The organism is Shinella sp. WSC3-e (assembly GCF_945994535.1).
Lineage (GTDB): Bacteria > Pseudomonadota > Alphaproteobacteria > Rhizobiales > Rhizobiaceae > Shinella > Shinella yambaruensis.
Map to the genome: position 1 here is coordinate 175976 of NZ_OZ000533.1, position 14704 is coordinate 190679.

The 14704-nt window shown below is 63.7% G+C and carries 17 protein-coding genes; 6 read left to right on the top strand and 11 right to left on the bottom strand.

Translation table 11 applies throughout. From position 1 onward, the window contains the following. Positions 1-21 precede the first annotated feature (21 nt). The 7 genes from AABF56_RS29540 to AABF56_RS29570 all read right to left on the bottom strand — a co-directional run bounded on the left by AABF56_RS29540 (position 22) and on the right by AABF56_RS29570 (position 5910). Positions 22-369 carry a cupin domain-containing protein gene (locus AABF56_RS29540; RefSeq protein WP_064333342.1) on the bottom strand — a complete coding sequence of 116 codons (348 nt, stop codon included), beginning with the start codon at positions 367-369 and terminating at the stop codon, positions 22-24. A 29-nt stretch (positions 370-398) separates the two neighbouring features. Then, positions 399-761: a cupin domain-containing protein gene (locus AABF56_RS29545; RefSeq protein WP_272808525.1), complete on the bottom strand. Its 363-nt coding sequence runs from the start codon at positions 759-761 to the stop codon at positions 399-401. Next, positions 754-2046 (bottom strand): glycosyltransferase, encoded by a 1293-nt coding sequence (locus AABF56_RS29550; protein WP_272808524.1) that lies wholly within the window; start codon positions 2044-2046, stop codon positions 754-756. Before AABF56_RS29550 ends, AABF56_RS29545 begins: the two co-directional genes overlap by 8 nt. A gap of 17 nt (positions 2047-2063) precedes the next feature. Continuing rightward, positions 2064-3110 carry an ABC transporter ATP-binding protein gene (locus AABF56_RS29555; RefSeq protein WP_272808523.1) on the bottom strand — a complete coding sequence of 349 codons (1047 nt, stop codon included), beginning with the start codon at positions 3108-3110 and terminating at the stop codon, positions 2064-2066. Further along, complete coding sequence (locus AABF56_RS29560) at positions 3107-3898, bottom strand: ABC transporter permease (protein WP_272808522.1); 792 nt, start codon at positions 3896-3898, stop codon at positions 3107-3109. The genes AABF56_RS29555 and AABF56_RS29560 overlap by 4 nt, the downstream gene beginning before the upstream one ends. Continuing rightward, complete coding sequence (locus AABF56_RS29565; RefSeq protein ID WP_272808766.1) at positions 3895-4695, bottom strand: ABC transporter permease; 801 nt, start codon at positions 4693-4695, stop codon at positions 3895-3897. Before AABF56_RS29565 ends, AABF56_RS29560 begins: the two co-directional genes overlap by 4 nt. Positions 4696-4869: 174 nt before the next feature. Beyond that, complete coding sequence (locus AABF56_RS29570) at positions 4870-5910, bottom strand: polyamine ABC transporter substrate-binding protein (protein WP_145926072.1); 1041 nt, start codon at positions 5908-5910, stop codon at positions 4870-4872. Positions 5911-6132: 222 nt separating this feature from the next. On the opposite strand from AABF56_RS29570, the gene AABF56_RS29575 reads away from it, so the two are divergent. Both AABF56_RS29575 and AABF56_RS29580 read left to right on the top strand, forming a co-directional pair. Then, positions 6133-7065, top strand: coding sequence for a GntR family transcriptional regulator (locus AABF56_RS29575; protein ID WP_244768539.1), 933 nt, complete (start codon positions 6133-6135; stop codon positions 7063-7065). Positions 7066-7071: 6 nt separating this feature from the next. Continuing rightward, positions 7072-8373, top strand: a complete 1302-nt coding sequence (locus AABF56_RS29580; RefSeq protein WP_272808521.1) for a glycosyltransferase — start codon at positions 7072-7074, stop codon at positions 8371-8373. Here AABF56_RS29580 and AABF56_RS29585 read toward each other — a convergent pair. From AABF56_RS29585 to AABF56_RS29595, 3 genes are all read right to left on the bottom strand, one after another. Continuing rightward, complete coding sequence (locus AABF56_RS29585) at positions 8356-8664, bottom strand: gluconokinase (RefSeq protein ID WP_272808520.1); 309 nt, start codon at positions 8662-8664, stop codon at positions 8356-8358. The two genes, AABF56_RS29580 and AABF56_RS29585, sit on opposite strands and share 18 nt — an antisense overlap. 267 nt (positions 8665-8931) lie before the next feature. Beyond that, positions 8932-9567: an NrsF family protein gene (locus tag AABF56_RS29590; RefSeq protein WP_272808519.1), complete on the bottom strand. Its 636-nt coding sequence runs from the start codon at positions 9565-9567 to the stop codon at positions 8932-8934. Between the two features lies 1 nt (position 9568). Then, positions 9569-10123 (bottom strand): sigma-70 family RNA polymerase sigma factor, encoded by a 555-nt coding sequence (locus AABF56_RS29595; RefSeq protein ID WP_272808518.1) that lies wholly within the window; start codon positions 10121-10123, stop codon positions 9569-9571. 226 nt (positions 10124-10349) lie between these two features. Between AABF56_RS29595 and AABF56_RS29600 the strand changes: the two genes are divergently transcribed. The 4 genes from AABF56_RS29600 (at position 10350) to AABF56_RS29615 (ending at position 12809) form a co-directional block, all read left to right on the top strand. Further along, on the top strand, positions 10350-10631 hold the full coding sequence (locus AABF56_RS29600) for a BufA1 family periplasmic bufferin-type metallophore (RefSeq protein ID WP_272808517.1): 282 nt from the start codon (positions 10350-10352) through the stop codon (positions 10629-10631). 68 nt (positions 10632-10699) lie between these two features. Continuing rightward, positions 10700-11554 carry an MNIO family bufferin maturase gene (gene bufB / locus AABF56_RS29605; RefSeq protein ID WP_272808516.1) on the top strand — a complete coding sequence of 285 codons (855 nt, stop codon included), beginning with the start codon at positions 10700-10702 and terminating at the stop codon, positions 11552-11554. Between the two features lie 3 nt (positions 11555-11557). Beyond that, on the top strand, positions 11558-12343 hold the full coding sequence (locus tag AABF56_RS29610; RefSeq protein ID WP_272808515.1) for an HvfC/BufC N-terminal domain-containing protein: 786 nt from the start codon (positions 11558-11560) through the stop codon (positions 12341-12343). Next, positions 12321-12809 (top strand): DoxX family protein, encoded by a 489-nt coding sequence (locus AABF56_RS29615; RefSeq protein ID WP_272808514.1) that lies wholly within the window; start codon positions 12321-12323, stop codon positions 12807-12809. The genes AABF56_RS29610 and AABF56_RS29615 overlap by 23 nt, the downstream gene beginning before the upstream one ends. 209 nt (positions 12810-13018) lie before the next feature. On the opposite strand, the gene AABF56_RS29620 is transcribed toward AABF56_RS29615, so the two are convergent. Next, a complete protein-coding gene (locus AABF56_RS29620) occupies positions 13019-14698 on the bottom strand; it encodes an ABC transporter permease (RefSeq protein WP_272808513.1) in 1680 nt (559 codons plus the stop codon). Positions 14699-14704 lie beyond the last annotated feature (6 nt).

Consider the following 14704-nt stretch of genomic DNA (forward strand, 5'->3'; position numbering starts at 1 on the left):
GGGTGAGGGGAAAATATGCCCTCAGCGGATCATGTAGACCTTCTTCACGGTCTCATGGACCGTGCATTCACCCTTCCAGTCCTTCGGGAAGAAGGCGGCGGTATCCGGCGTGATCTCGATCACCTCACCGCTTTCATGGACATAGGTGCAGCGCCCTTCGAGGAAGTGGCAGAACTCGTCGCTGGTGACGTGGCAGAACCACTTTCCCGGCGTGCAGATCCATAGGCCGCTTTCGGATTCGCCGTTCGGGCCCTTGTAGATGACCTTGCCGGAGGTGCGGCTCTCGCCCTCGATCATGGTGGGAATCACGCCCCAGTCCTTGAGGTCGGTCTCTTCCAGCGGCTTGCGCATCAGGGGTGTCGCGGTCATGGGATATTTCCTTTCATTTTCTCTTTACGTCAGACCAGCATGTAGATGTTGCGCATGGTCTCGGTGACGGTGCATTCGCCGGTCCAGCCGCCGGGGAACATAACGACCGTGCCCGGTTCGACCACGATCACCTCGCCTTCGTCCGAGCGATACACCGCCCGGCCGGCCACGAAATGGCAGAATTCGTCCCGTGGGATGGACAGCCGCCAGCGGCCGGGCGTGCAGACCCAGATGCCGGATTCCGGCTGGTTGTTCGGCCCCTTGTAGACGAGACGGCCCGAGGAGCGAGACTGGCCCTCCAGGCTGTCCGGCTGGTCGCCCCAGTCGACGAGGCCGGAAAAGGTAGTCGCGTTATGGATGTGCGGGGCGGATGCTTTCGTCGTCTCAACCATTGTAGGCGCCCGTCTTCACGAGGTCGTCGAGAATGCCCGCGGCCTTCTTCGGGCCGTTGCGGGCCTGCATATGGGCGCTGGTGGCGGCAAGGCGCGTCTTCATGGTCGAATTGTTGAGGCAGGCGTCGAGTTTTGCCGCAAGGTCGGCATCCGTCCAGTCGTAACGCGGCATCTTGAAGCCGTGGCCGGTCTCGTCGACGCGCGTCGCATTGTCGTGACCATCCCAGACATAGGGCATGATGATCGCCGGCTTGCCGAAATAGAGGCACTCCGTGAACGAATTGTTGCCGCCGTGATGGATGACCGCATCGACCTGCGGGATGACCGAAGGCTGCGGGAACCAACTGTCGACGATGACGTTGCCGGGCAGGTTCTCGTACTGATCCTTGTAGTCGCCGACATTGACGAGCGCGCGATAGGGCAGCTTGCCGATGGTCGTGATCAGGCGCTTCAGGAGGTCCGTATCCCCTGCCCCCAGCGAGCCGAAGGAAATGTAGATCAGCGGCTTGTCGTTGTTCTCGGCAAAGGTCGGCACCTCGTAGGGCTTCTCCTTGCGAACGCAGCCCTCGAGATACTGGAACTGTTTCGGATCGAGCGGATGCTCGCGCTCGAACTTCACCGGCTCCGGATAGAGCAGCAGGTTCATGAAGGGCGAGGCTTCGAAAAACTGGCCGATCGGATAGGACGCCTCGTTATTCTCGGCAAGGAAACCGTTGAAATCGTCATGGATCGGCTTGATGACGTCGTTGAAATGGTCGCGATAGGCGGCGTGGCAGGCGAAATCCTTCTCACCGCAGCCGGAAAGATGCGGCGGGATTTTCGGATCCTCGATCTCGTTTTCCGAGCAGGAGATGATGCGCACCCAGGGCGTGCCGTATTGCTTGATCGCCGGGAAGAGGATGACGTTGTCGACGCAGATGAGGTCCGGCTTGATCTTCGCCAGCACGCCCGGCAGGTCTTTCTGCGCCCATTTTGCGCTGTCGACGATCGCCGTCCAGCAATCCTTCACGTAGTTGTCGACCTGGTCGTAGGGAGATCTACGAAAATTCGGGATGTGGCCGTTGATGAAATCCTCCCAGAACTTGGCCATCTGCTCCGGCGGCATGGGTTCGGAAAGGTTCACGGCATGTGCCTCGAAACCGTAGCCCTCATAGACCGATACGAAGCCGGGGTCGGAGAGGAAGACGGCCTTGTGGCCGAGCGCTTCGACGGCCTGCGCGATGCCGACCGAGTTCAGCGCCGGGCCAAAGGCCGCTTCCGGGAAGAATGCGATGGTCCTGGACATGGTGTTCCCCTCTTTATTCATTGGAAGAGCCGGCATCTCGCCGGCTCGATCTTGAGGCTCAGCGCATCGCCGATCTTCCAGTTGCCCGCCCCGCTCGCGGGAATGCGGACCTGAAGCGGCGTTGCACTCGCGGTCGTCTTGACGTGCAGCACGCGGTCGAGGCCGTGATAGGCGATATCGACGACGGCGCCGGACACCGGCAGGTCGCCGGGCGGGCCGACGGCGATGTTTTCCGGTCGCACGGCGAGCGTCGCGGAGCCGGCATTGCCAGATGCCTTCACCTGCAGACCTTCCGCGGCGAAGAGACCGTCGACCCCGACCTTGCCGTCGATGAAATTCATGACGCCGATGAAGTTGGCGACGAAGCGGTCGGCGGGGCGCTCATAGACGTCCTCCGGCGCGCCGACCTGCAAGAGGCGGCCGTCCTTGAGGATCGCCATGCGGTCGGCCATGACGAGCGCTTCCTCCTGGTCGTGCGTGACGATGATGAAGGTGATGCCCACCTCGTTCTGCATGCGCTTGAGTTCAAGCTGCATCTTCTCGCGCAGCTTCTTGTCGAGCGCGCCGAGCGGTTCGTCGAGCAACAGCACTTTCGGGCGCTTCACCAGTGCGCGGGCGAGCGCAACACGCTGCTTCTGGCCGCCGGAAAGCTGTTCGGGCTTGCGGTCGGCAAATTGCGTGAGGTCCGTCGTCGCCATGGTCTCGTCGACACGGCGGCGGATTTCCGTCCTGGCGAGCCGCTCCATTTCGAGACCGTAGGAGAGATTCTGCCTGACCGTCATATGCGGAAAGAGTGCATAGGACTGGAACATCAGGTTGAGCGGCCGCTTTTCCGGCGGCAACGGGGAAATATCCTTGCCCTCAAGCAGGATGCGGCCGGCATTCGGGCTCTCGAAGCCGGCGAGCATGCGCAGCAGCGTGGTCTTGCCGCAGCCGGAGGGGCCGAGCAGCGCGAAGAATTCGTTCTCGCGGATATCGAGCGTCACATCGTCGATGGCCGTCACCGGCCCGAACGCCTTGCCGACACCCTCGATGCGCAGGATCGGATTGCTGGATGCGTTCATGGGACCTGCTGCTGTCTGTTAAGCCATTGCGAGATCAGGAGCGCCGTCGCGCTGACGCCCATGACGATGGTGGCGAGTGCATTGACCTCGGGCGTGATGCCGAAGCGGATCATCGAATAGATCTGCATGGGGAGGGTGATGGACGAGCGCCCGGCGCCGGCCGTGAAGAAGGCGATGATGAACTCGTCGACAGAAAGCGTGAAGGCGAGCAGCGCACCGGCGACGATGGACGGCAGCAGCACCGGGAAGGTGACGCGCCAGAAGGTCGTCCAGCCCGACGCCCCGAGATCGCGCGAGGCCTCGACGATGGAAAAATCGAAATGCTTCAGCCGGGCGCGCACGACCGAGCAGACGAAGGCAAGGTCGAAGATGACATGGCTGATGACGATGGTGTGCAAGCCCATCGTCAGGCCGAGACGCGAGAAGAAGGTGAGCAGCGCCACGGCGAGCACGATATCGGGGATGACCATCGGCGCGAAGGCGAGCGCTTCGAGACCGTTGCTCTTGCGGCGCCGCGTCTCCATGCCGAGCGCCAAAAGCGTGCCGAGTACGGTGGAGATGACGGTCGCGAAGACGGCGACGATGAACGTGTTGCCGGCGGCGCGCAGGATGTCCGTATTGGAAAGCAGCGCGCCATACCAGCGGGTGGAGAAGCCGGACCACGAGGTCGGCAGGCCGCTGTCGTTGAAGGAAAGCAGCACCAGCACGGCGATCGGCAGATAGAGGAAGCCGAAGACCAAGAGCAGCACGATGCGCCCCGGCAACTTGCTGGAAAGCGTCACGTTCATTGCGCCGCCTCCCCTTTGCGCTCGCCGCTGGCATGGGCCGTGGCGCGGGCCTGCAACAGGAGCAGCACGATCATGGTGAGGATCAGCGCCGCGCCGAGGGCTGCGCCGAAGGGCCAGTCGTTCGCCGTCAGGAACTGGTCGTAGACGAGGTTGCCGACCATCTGGAACCGCCCGCCGCCGAGCAGCGCGGGCGTCACGAAATTGCCGATGGAGAGCACGAAGACGAAGACGCCGCCCGCCGCCACGCCGGGCAGGGTCAGCGGCAGCGTGACGCGCAGGAAGGTGCGGACGGGGCCGGCGCCGAGATCGCGCGACGCTTCCATCAGTTCCGGGTTCAGCCGCGACAGCGTGGAATAGATCGCGAGGATGACGAAGGGCAGGTAATTGTAGACGAGACCGGTGATGACGGCACTCTCGGTATAGAGCATCGACAGCGGCTCGCCTGTGTAGCCAAGCGAGCGCAGCAGGTTGTTGATCAGGCCCTCGCGGTTCAGCAGCACGATCCACGCATAGGTGCGGATCAGGTAATTGCTCCAGAAGGGCAGCACGGCGAAGAACAGCAGGATCGGCTGCGACATCCTTGGCGCCCGCGAAATCGCGTAAGCCGCCGGATAGGCGATGAGGATCGCCGCTACTGTCGCCGTCAGGGCGATGCGCGCGGAATTGAGAAAGATCTTCGCATAGAGCGGATCGGCGACGCGGGCGAAATTTTCCAGTGTAAACGTGTATTCGACCCCGCCCCAGACACCGCGCTCGAAAAAAGCATAGCTCAGCACCAGCAGGCACGGGACCACCATGAAGGCGACGAGCCAGGCGACGCCGGGCGCCGCGAGCAGGGTCGGTCTGGTGGCATTGAAGGACAAGGCTTTACTCCCGCGGGGGCCGTCACAGCATCGCGCATAAAGGATTGCAGGAAGAAAATTGCCCGTGGCGGCGGGCCGCCTTCCAGTCGCCACGGGAAGGGGCCGCGTTCAGTTCGCGGCCTTGATCTCGCTCACGATGCGCGAATAGTCCTTCTGCGCCGTCCCGAGGTCGCGCAGCAGCTCGTATTTGACGAGGTCCGCAGGCGCCATGGCCATGTTCGGGTATTGCTCGGACAGCGCCTTGTCGAGGCTTTCCATCGCGGCCTTGTTCGGCACCTTGTAGAGGATGTTCTGCGCGGCCCAGGCGTGGTTCTTGGCATCGAGGATGAAGTTGATGAACTTCATCGCCGCATCCTTCTTCTCCGAGCTTTTCAGGACGACGATCGTGTCGATCCAGAGGTCGGAGCCTTCCTTCGGCACGACGAACTTGATGTCCTTGTTTTCGCCGATGCCGTAGTTGCACCAGCCGTCCCAGGCATGCACCAGCGAGGCCTCGCCGGAAACGAGCTTGGAATAGAAGGTCGTGTCGTCATAGGCGAGCAGCGTCTTCTTCGCCTCGATGAGCAGGGTCTTCACCTCTTCGAGCCTGGCCGGATCCTTCTCGTTGACGGAAAACCCCTTGGCGAGCTCGCCCGCCGCCATCAGCCAGCGGTCGGTGGCGAGCATCGTCGTCTTGCCCTTCAGCGCATCCACCGGCTGGAGCAGGTTCAGCCAGCTGTCTGGCGTACCTTCCACGAGGTCGGAGCGGTAGCAGAGGCCCGTCGAGCCCCAGGTATAGGGCACGGAAAACGTGTTGCCCGGATCATAGGCGAGCGTCGTGGCTTCCGGATAGAGATTGGCGAGGTTCGGCACGGCCGCCTTGTCGATCGGCTCGGCAAGCCCTTGCCCGTTGAGGATTTCGGCGAAGGGTGAGGAGACGAAAACGACGTCGTAGCCCTTGCCGCCGCTCGCCATCAACTTGCCCATCACCTCTTCGTTGGTGGCGTGGTTGACCACCTCGATCTCCAGCCCGGTCGCGGCCTTGAATTGTTCGGCGATGTCAGGGGCCATGTAGCCATCCCAGTTCGAGATGACGAGATCGGCGGCGGAAGCCGCGCCCGTCGCAAGACATGCGGCGACAAGCGCCGCGGCCGCGCAGGTCGCAGTCAGTCGGTTCTTCACGGTCACGGAAGACTCCCTTGTTTTACGTTGTTCCAACCTCTTCGACGGGCGCGCCGGTTCTCCGGTCTCATTCCCTGTCGAATGGAAGTATTATTTATAAAAAAAATACGTCAATAGGGTCGATGCATTTTTGCGGTCCGCGCATTTCCGGGCTTGCGCGACGAAAGCTCAAAGGGCAGCATGCACGGCGATGGAGGGCAGAGGCGAGCCATGACACCGGAGCCGAAACGGACCAATTTCCGCCATGTCGAACTGGCGCAAAAAATACTGGATGTCGCCGGCGAGCGTGGCATGGCGCCCGGCGAGCGGCTGGCCGAACAGGCGCTCGCCTCGCTCTGCAACGTCTCGAGAACCCCGATCCGCAAGGCTTTGCAGATTCTTGCCGAGCGAGAGCTTGTGACGGCGGATGCCGAGGGCGGCTATCTGCTCGCCGTCGATCCCGCCGCCATTGCCCGCCTCGAAGACACGGCGGAAGGCGATGGCGAGAGTGAAATCTATGCCGCGATCCTACGCGATCTCGCCGCCGGACGCATTGCCGAAAGCCAGACCGTCGCCGCGCTGCAGCGCCGCTATGAGGTCTCACGCCAGACGGTACAAAATGCGTTTGTGAAACTGGCAGAGGAAAATCTGGCCGAACGCGGTTCCGGCCAGCAATGGCTGCTGAAGCACTTCGCCATCAGTGGCGATGCGGCGGCGAAAAGCTACGAGTTCCGCCTTGCGACCGAACCGCTCGCGCTGACCCTGCCGGAGTTCAAGCGCGATATTCCGGCGATGACGGCGCTGCGCCAGTCCATGCTGATCCTGCGCGGGATGAACGAGACGAATTTCGACCGCAAACTTTTCGACCGCACGGACTACGATTTCCACCTGTTGATCGCGCGCTCCTGCGGCAATCCCTTCATGGCAGAGACGCTTACCAACCATCACCGCCGCCGCCGCGCCAGCCCGCCGGCCGGCCATGTCAACGCCTTCCGGCTGATGCAGTCCAACCTCGAGCATATCCAGATTCTCGAGCAGATCGAGCGCGGCCAGATGGAGCTTGCGGCCGATCTCATGCGTGTGCATATACAGCTCTCCCAATCGCAGCGCCCACGGCTGGCCGGCCGTGGCGTTCCTCCCGCCTTCAAGCTCGTCGTGCGTTGATCCTCCATGACGCCAGCAAAGACCATCGCCCTCTTTCCGGAAGCAAGCTACGGCGCAGCGCTGAACTGTGTGGGCATCGCCCAGGAACTGAGGCGCATGGGCCACCGCCCCGTTTTCATTTGTCATCCCGGTTTCAGCGGCGTCTTTACCGAATACGGCTTTGGCGAATACCAACTCGGCGACGATACGTCCGCACCCGCGACCGACTGGAACGATTTCATCGAGCGCCATCAGGACGCCTTCCGCCAGAGTCCGTTCGACCAACTGCAAAGCTATGTCGGCCCGACCTGGGATGCGATCGTCGATACGGCGATCCGGGTGGAAGAGCCGCTCAGGCAACTTGTGGCCCGGCTGAAGCCGGATGTGATCGTGCTCGATAATGTCGTGATGTTTCCGGCGATCGCCAATGCCGGCGTACCTTGGGTCCGCGTCGTCTCCTGCGCCGAAACCGAAATTCCCGATCCGTGCGTGCCGCCCTATCTCTCCGGCTGCAGCGAAACACCGGGCGAGGAATGGGAGCGGTTTTCCGCGCGATACCGCGAGGTGACGGCTTCTGCCCACCGACGGTTTTCCGCTTTTCTCGGCCAGTCGGGCTTGCGTCCACCGCCAACGTCAGTTTTTCTCGAGCCGTCGCCCTACCTCAACCTGCTGCTAGCGCCGAAAATCATTCGCCGCAAGCGCCGTAACGTGCTGGATGAGGAGCTTTTCGTCTTCCTCGACGGTTGCGTGCGGCATGAGGCGCCCTATGTCTCGCCCCGCTTCGCCAGTCATAATGAAGCGCCGCTGGCGCTCATCAGCTTCGGCTCGCTCGGCGCCATGGACGTGGCAATGATCAAGCGGATGATCGAGGCCTTCTCGAAACTGCCCTACCGTTTTCTCATCAACGCCGGCCACTGGCGCGACGATTATCGCGACGTGCCGGACAATGTCTTCATCGACGACTGGTTTCCGCAGCCTTCCGTGGTCGAACAGGCGAGCCTGTTCATCCACCACGGTGGCAACAACTCCTTCTGCGAGGCGCTTTATTTCGGTACGCCATCGATCATCATGCCCTATTGCTGGGATGGTCACGACAATGCCCGCCGCGCTGAAGAAACCGGCGTCGGCCTGCACCTCGACCGCTATGGCTGGAGCGAGAACGAGCTGGCAAGCGCCATCACCAGCCTGATGGATGATGCGGCGATGCGGGCGAGGCTAAAGGACAATGCGATCAGCATGCAGAAGGCAGCCGGCGTGAAGCGCGCGGCCGAAGCGATCCTGAAGGTGGCGACCACGATGCCAAGCACGGGACTATCGGTAAAAGCATAAACCCGAGAAATGATCTCGCGGCAAATTTGAGGATTGCGATTCCAACGCACAGCCGACCCGGCACACCCCCTCATCTCTGGCGATCTCCGCCGCCAGCGCCTTCAGCCATGGAGTACGATCGTTGGCGTCGAGCGGACTGCCGGCGGACATCTTGGCCACGTTCTCCGGGGGATGGAAGCTGTCGCCCTCGATGAAACGCCAGCCGAGCCGTTCGGCAAGCGCTTCCCCGACGGTGGTCTTGCCGCTGCCGGAAACGCCCATCACCACGATATGATGCAGCTCTCCGCTCATAGTATCCACCATCCGACAAGGGCGAAAGCGAAGCCGATGACGCCGAGCAGGGTTTCCATCACCGTCCAGGTCTGGAGCGTGGTCCGTTCGTCCATCTGGAGGAAGCGGCCGAGGCAAGCTAGGCTTAAAGGGAGGAGGCGCAAAGCGAATATGTCGATGGCTCACAGAAAGACGGCGCAGGCGCCATGCTGGACGGAGTCGAGCTCGGCCTACCCGCAGTTGAGGGACAAGATCGAGCCGCCGGCTAGGCACGGAGGCAGCAGAAGACTACCAGCGCAGCAGACGACGGCCAAGAAGCGCGCCGCCAACGGTCACGCCGGCAATGGCGATCGTGTACCAGGTGGCGAGGAAAAGCGGGCTGTCGTCCGGGCAATGCCAAGCATAGATGGCCGCGGCAATCGCGCCGGCGGCAAGGCCCGCGGCAGCGCCCGCCGCCGTGGGGCTTTGCGGCGCGCCTTTTTTCAAAGCCCAGAAGAGACCGGCGAAGGGCGCGAGCGAAAGGGCCGGCACGAAGAGCAGGCAGAAGAGGGCGTTACGGCCGACCGCGTTTGCCCGCCACGCATCGGCCGGCAGCGCAAAGAGCTCGGCGACGACCGCGGCGGCGACCATCGCGGCAGGAACAGCGAGCAGAAGCGCGGGACGGCGCGTTTCCTCCCCCGGCCGGCCGATGCGCATGGCGAGCCGCACGGCGAAGATGGCAAGGACGATTGTAACGAAGATCTTGAACAGCACGCGCGCCGTCTCGAAGACGCTCACCATATTGTGCCTCGGCCCCACCGTCGCGATGAGCAGCACGGCCGAGACAACGACGCCCGCGCCAAGCGCAAGCGCAAGCGCGCGGCCGTAGCGCATGCCGACGGGCGCGTCTTGCGTCATCAGGGTGATCAGGTCGTCGGTCTTCATTTCATTCGCTCCGATAGAGGGCGGCCAGCGATTTCAGCGCCCGATGGAGGGCGACACGCACCGCGACTTCCGTCATTTTCAGCCGCGCTGCCGTCTCGCGGATACCGGCCCCCTCGATGGAGATCGAGCGGACGATATCGCGCTGCGGGGCCTTCAGTCGGGCGAGCACGGTCTCCGTGTCCAGCCGGTCCGCGGCCTCGTGCGTTTCGTCCCCCGCCGCCAGGAAATCCGCAACATCCTCGAGCGGCACATTCCCATGCCGGCTGCGGCGACGCAGGCTATCGACCAGCTTATTGCGCACAATCGTCGCCAGCCACGGCCCGAGCGGCCGGGTCGGATCCCAGGTGCCGCGCTTCAGATGGACGGCGAGCAGCACTTCCTGCACCACATCCTCCGCCTCGCTCGCCGGCGCACCGTACTGGTCGCAGCGTCGCCGCGCCATGCTGCGCAGATGCGGCGTCACCGCAACGAGGAAACGATTATAGGCCTGCGCGTCGCCCTTGATGGCGAGGCGCAGCCATGCCGCCCATTCCTCTTCGCGCGCCGACTGTTTCACTGCTGCATACCCTACGCCAGGAGACACGGTTTTGTTACCGCGTCTGTGCCGAGAAATCCGCAACGAGCCTAAGAGACTGATGTGAAAGGCTTTTTTCGTGTAACGATAGCTGCGCGACAAGAGCTGCCGAAAAAAGCCGGAACCTCCTCCTGTAACGAACCATCATCCCTCTCCGTAGCCGTCCATGCATAGCCAGTCGCGGCTGGCCCAAAAACGGAGACAGAGAATGAAGACCACGATCGTCACCCTCACCCTTGTCGGCTCGCTCGCTTCCGCGCTTGCCGCCATTGCCACGCCCGCCACGGCCGAAGAGGCCAAGGAGAAGTGCTACGGTATCGCCATGAAGGGTCAGAACGACTGCGCCGCAGGTCCGGGTACGACCTGCGCCGGCACGTCGAAGATCGACTACCAGCAGAACGCCTTCAAGCTCGTTCCGAAGGGAACGTGCCTGTCGATGAAGACGCCTGATGGACACGGCATGCTGGAACCGGGCATGGCGCCGGCCTGAGCCCCGCATCTGCCCTGCCGGACGGCGCCTTTGCGGCGCCGTCGCCTTCCTCGTCGAAAGGTTTCGCCATGATCCCCTCAGCCCTGTCCCAGCGCGCCGGCGCCGGCTTCAAGCCCGAGTATTTCGCAGCCATCATCTCCGAACCGCAGCCCGTCGGTTTTTTCGAGGTCCATGCCGAGAACTACATGGGCGCCGGCGGCCCGCCGCATGCCCAACTCGGCAAGCTGCGTGAGGATTATGGGCTCTCCATTCATGGCGTCGGCCTTTCCATCGGCTCCATGCAGCCGCTCGACCGCGATCATCTCGCCCGGCTGAAAACCGTGTGCGACCGCTACCAGCCGGAGAGCTTTTCCGAACATCTCGCCTGGTCGACGCACGACGGCGTCTTCCTCAATGACCTCCTGCCCCTGCCATATACGCAGGAAACGCTCTTCCGCGTCGGCGAGCACATCGATGAGGTACAGGAGGCTCTCGGCCGACAGATGCTGCTCGAAAACCCGGCCACCTACCTGCTCTTTGCGGAAAGCACGCTCGAGGAAACCGACTTCCTCGCCGAGATTGCACGCCGCACCGGCTGTGGCCTGCTGCTCGACGTCAACAATGTCTTCGTCGCCGCGATAAACCACAATCTCGATCCGCGCGACTACATTGCCCGCTTCCCGCTGGAGGCTGTGCGCGAGATCCACCTGAGCGGCCATTCCGAAACGGTGGATGACCTCGGTGCACCACTTCTCATCGACAGCCACGACACGCCGGTGAAGGATCCGGTCTGGGCGCTCTACGAAACGGTCCTTGGCCGTATCGGCCCGGTCGCGAGCCTCATCGAATGGGACAACGACGTGCCCGCCTGGCCGGTGCTTCGGAGGGAGGCCGTGGCGGCACAGCGCCTGATCGATGCCGCCGCGCGCCAAAGGGCAGCCTGAGCCATGCCGGAAGCGACCCAGAGTGCCTTCGCCGCCGGCCTCCTGAAAGCCGCGCCGCCACCTGCCGGCGTCATGGCCTGGAATTCGCCGTCACCGCACCGCCGCTACAGCGTCTATCGCAACAATGTGTCGGCCAGCCTGACCGGCGCCCTTGCCGCCCGGTTTCCTGCATCCGAACGGATCGTCGGAGCCGAGTTCTTCCGGGCGATGGCCGAGGCCTTCATCCGCGTCCATCCGCCGCGCTCGCCGCTGCTTCTGGTCTACGGCGATGATTTTCCGGATTTCGCAGCAGCCTTCGAGCCGGCTCGCGAGATCGTCTATCTCGCGGATGTCATGCGCCTCGAAGCGGCCCGGACCCGCGCCTATCATGCGGCCGACGCGGCATCGCTCCATCCGCAGGCCCTTGCAAGCATCGAACCCGATCGGCTGGGCGACCTTGTCTTCCTCTCCCATCCCGCCCTTTCGATCGTTTCGTCGTCTCATCCGGCAGCAACGATCTGGGCGATGAATGCGGGTGAGCGTCCCATTGCACCCATTCCGGACTGGCGCGGCGAAGACGCCCTCGTGGTCCGACCCCGCATGACCGTCGAGGTCGTGCCGCTGCCGCCGGCCGGCGCATCCTTCTTCGGGCATCTGGCGCAAGGCCGCACATTGGCAGAAGCCACCGGCGCGGCGATGACCGACGATGCCGCCTTCGACCTTTCCGAAAATCTCGCAATCCTGCTCCGTGCCGGAGCCTTCACCGCCACCAGGAAAGACCAAGACGATGAAGACCGTGACCGCGCCTGATCTCGCCACGCCGCTACCGCAGCGCCTCCTCGAACAGGCGATACAGGCGCTCGACCGGATTCCGAACGACCTCATCGCCCTGGTCGCACGCCTTTCCATAGCCGCCGTTTTCTGGCGATCCGGCCAGACGAAGCTGGACGGCTGGTCGGTTTCCGACAGCGCGGTCTATCTCTTCGAGAACGAATACAAGCTGCCACTCGTCGATCCCTGGCTTGCCGCACACCTTGCCGCCTTTGCCGAACACCTCTTCCCGCTCCTCCTCGTCATTGGTCTCGCCAGCCGGTTCTCCGCGCTGGCGCTGCTGGCGATGACGCTGGTGATCGAGATCTTCGTCTATCCGGATGCCTGGCCGACGCACGGCACCTGGGCCGTCTCTCTCCTGTTCATCGCGGCACGCGGGCCGGGCTTATTCTCGATTGACGCCACCATCGACCGCCAGGCACGCTGCAGGCATCGATCCGGCTAGAGAGAGAGAGAGAGAGGAAAGGCATCTTCCCGGCCCTTGCCGAAAACCTATCCGATTCTTCGCTCGATTCTTCCACCCTCATCCGACGAACACGCATCCCGGACCTGTACGATGCCATGGTGTGCACTGGGGTGATGGGCCACTCGCCGCCCATCGTTGGATAGCCCCTGTCCGCAGCCGGTGAGAATGATCGGCCGGACTTGACTGGCTCACTCCCTGATCAAGCTCTTCCTGCTCAGCAGGCGCAGGCACAATAGCGGCAGGAGTGTCGTCAGGATGATGGTGACGAAAGCCATCGCCATGCCGAGGCCGACGGAGCCCTGCTCGAACTGACGCCAGATGAAGGTGGCGATGGTCTGCATGCCGACCGGGGCGACAACGACGGACGCCACCAGCTCCCGCGAGGCGAGCGCGAAGACGAGGAGCATCGCCGAGGCGAGACTGGGGAAGACCAGCGGGATCAGGATGCGCCGGAAGGCGACGGCGCCGGTGGCACCGAAGACCCGCGCGGCGGCTTCGAGATTGTCGCCGATCTGCACGAAGGCGGCCGTGGCATAGCGCGCGGTCTGCGGCAAGAGGATGCAGCAATAGGCGAGCAGCAGGATGAAGCCCGTATTGTAGGGCGTGAAAGGCAGGCCCGGCATGTTCCAAGCGAGGATCAGGCCGACGGCGACGACGATGCCGGGCAGCGCATTGGGCAGCACCGTCATGATGTCGATGAGCGCCCGGCCCCGCATGCGCGTCTTGACCACCACATAGGCCGACACGACCCCGATCAGGCCCGTCAGCAGCGCGGTCGCGACGCCGAGCGTCAGGCTGTTGGCGAGCGCCCCCAGCGCACCGGCGGAATTGCCGAAGACGGCGGCGAAATTGTCGAGCGTCAGGTTGTCGAGGGCAAGCCCGCCGGAAATCGTCCGCGATAGCGCGGTCGAGAGGATCGCCAGCATGGGAACGCCCGTAGACAGGAAGGCGACCACGCCGAAGAGGGCCAGAACCGGCAGCTTGAGATAGCCGAGGGGGCGTTTGTCGCCATTCTGCGGCTTGCCGCTCACCGTCTGGTAGGAACGGCGGGTCAGGATCCAGCGCTGGAGGAGGAAGGCCGCCAGCGACAGGGCGACCAGCAGGAGCGACAGGGTGGCCGCGCCCGGCAGGTCGATCGGCCAGTCGCCGACGCGCGTATCGATGCCGGTGACGAGGACGTCGAAGCCGGCGCGGCGGCCGAGCGCCGCGGGCGTGCCGTATTCCTCGATCGCGGCGGCAAAGACGAGCAGCAGGCTCGCCGCAAGTCCCGGCGCGGAAAGCGGCAGCGTGATGCGCCAGAAAGCCCTTGCCGGCGTCGCCCCGAAGACCCGGCCGACATCCGCATAGCGCGCGCCGACCGCCTCGACGGTCCGTGACACGGCGAAATAGACGACGGGGAAGGTATTGAAGGTCATGACCAGCGTCATGCCGAACAACGAGAAGAGCACCGGCGCGAGGTTGAAGCCGAAAAGCTGCTCGAGATAGCCGCGCGGCTGCAAGGTCATGATCCAGCCGAGCGTGGCGATATAGGGCGGGATCATGAAGGGCACGAGGAGGAGCACGTCCCAGGCCGGCGCGAAGGGGACGCGATAGAGCGCGCGGGCAACGCCGAGCGGGATCGCCAGGAGCGCCGAGGCGATCACCACGCAGGTTCCGAGGAGCACCGTGTTGCCGGTCATGCGCAGGAGGCGCGGATCGGCGAGCGTCGCCACCAGGAGCGAGAAGGGCTTCGCGAAGGAGCCCATCCCGATGGCGGGGAAGATCGCCTGAAGGACGATCGCGACGAAGGGCACGGCGACGACGACGACAAGACCACCCAGGGCAAGCCAGGCTGCCGGCGCAACGCCGCCGATATCCTTCGCACTCATGGGATC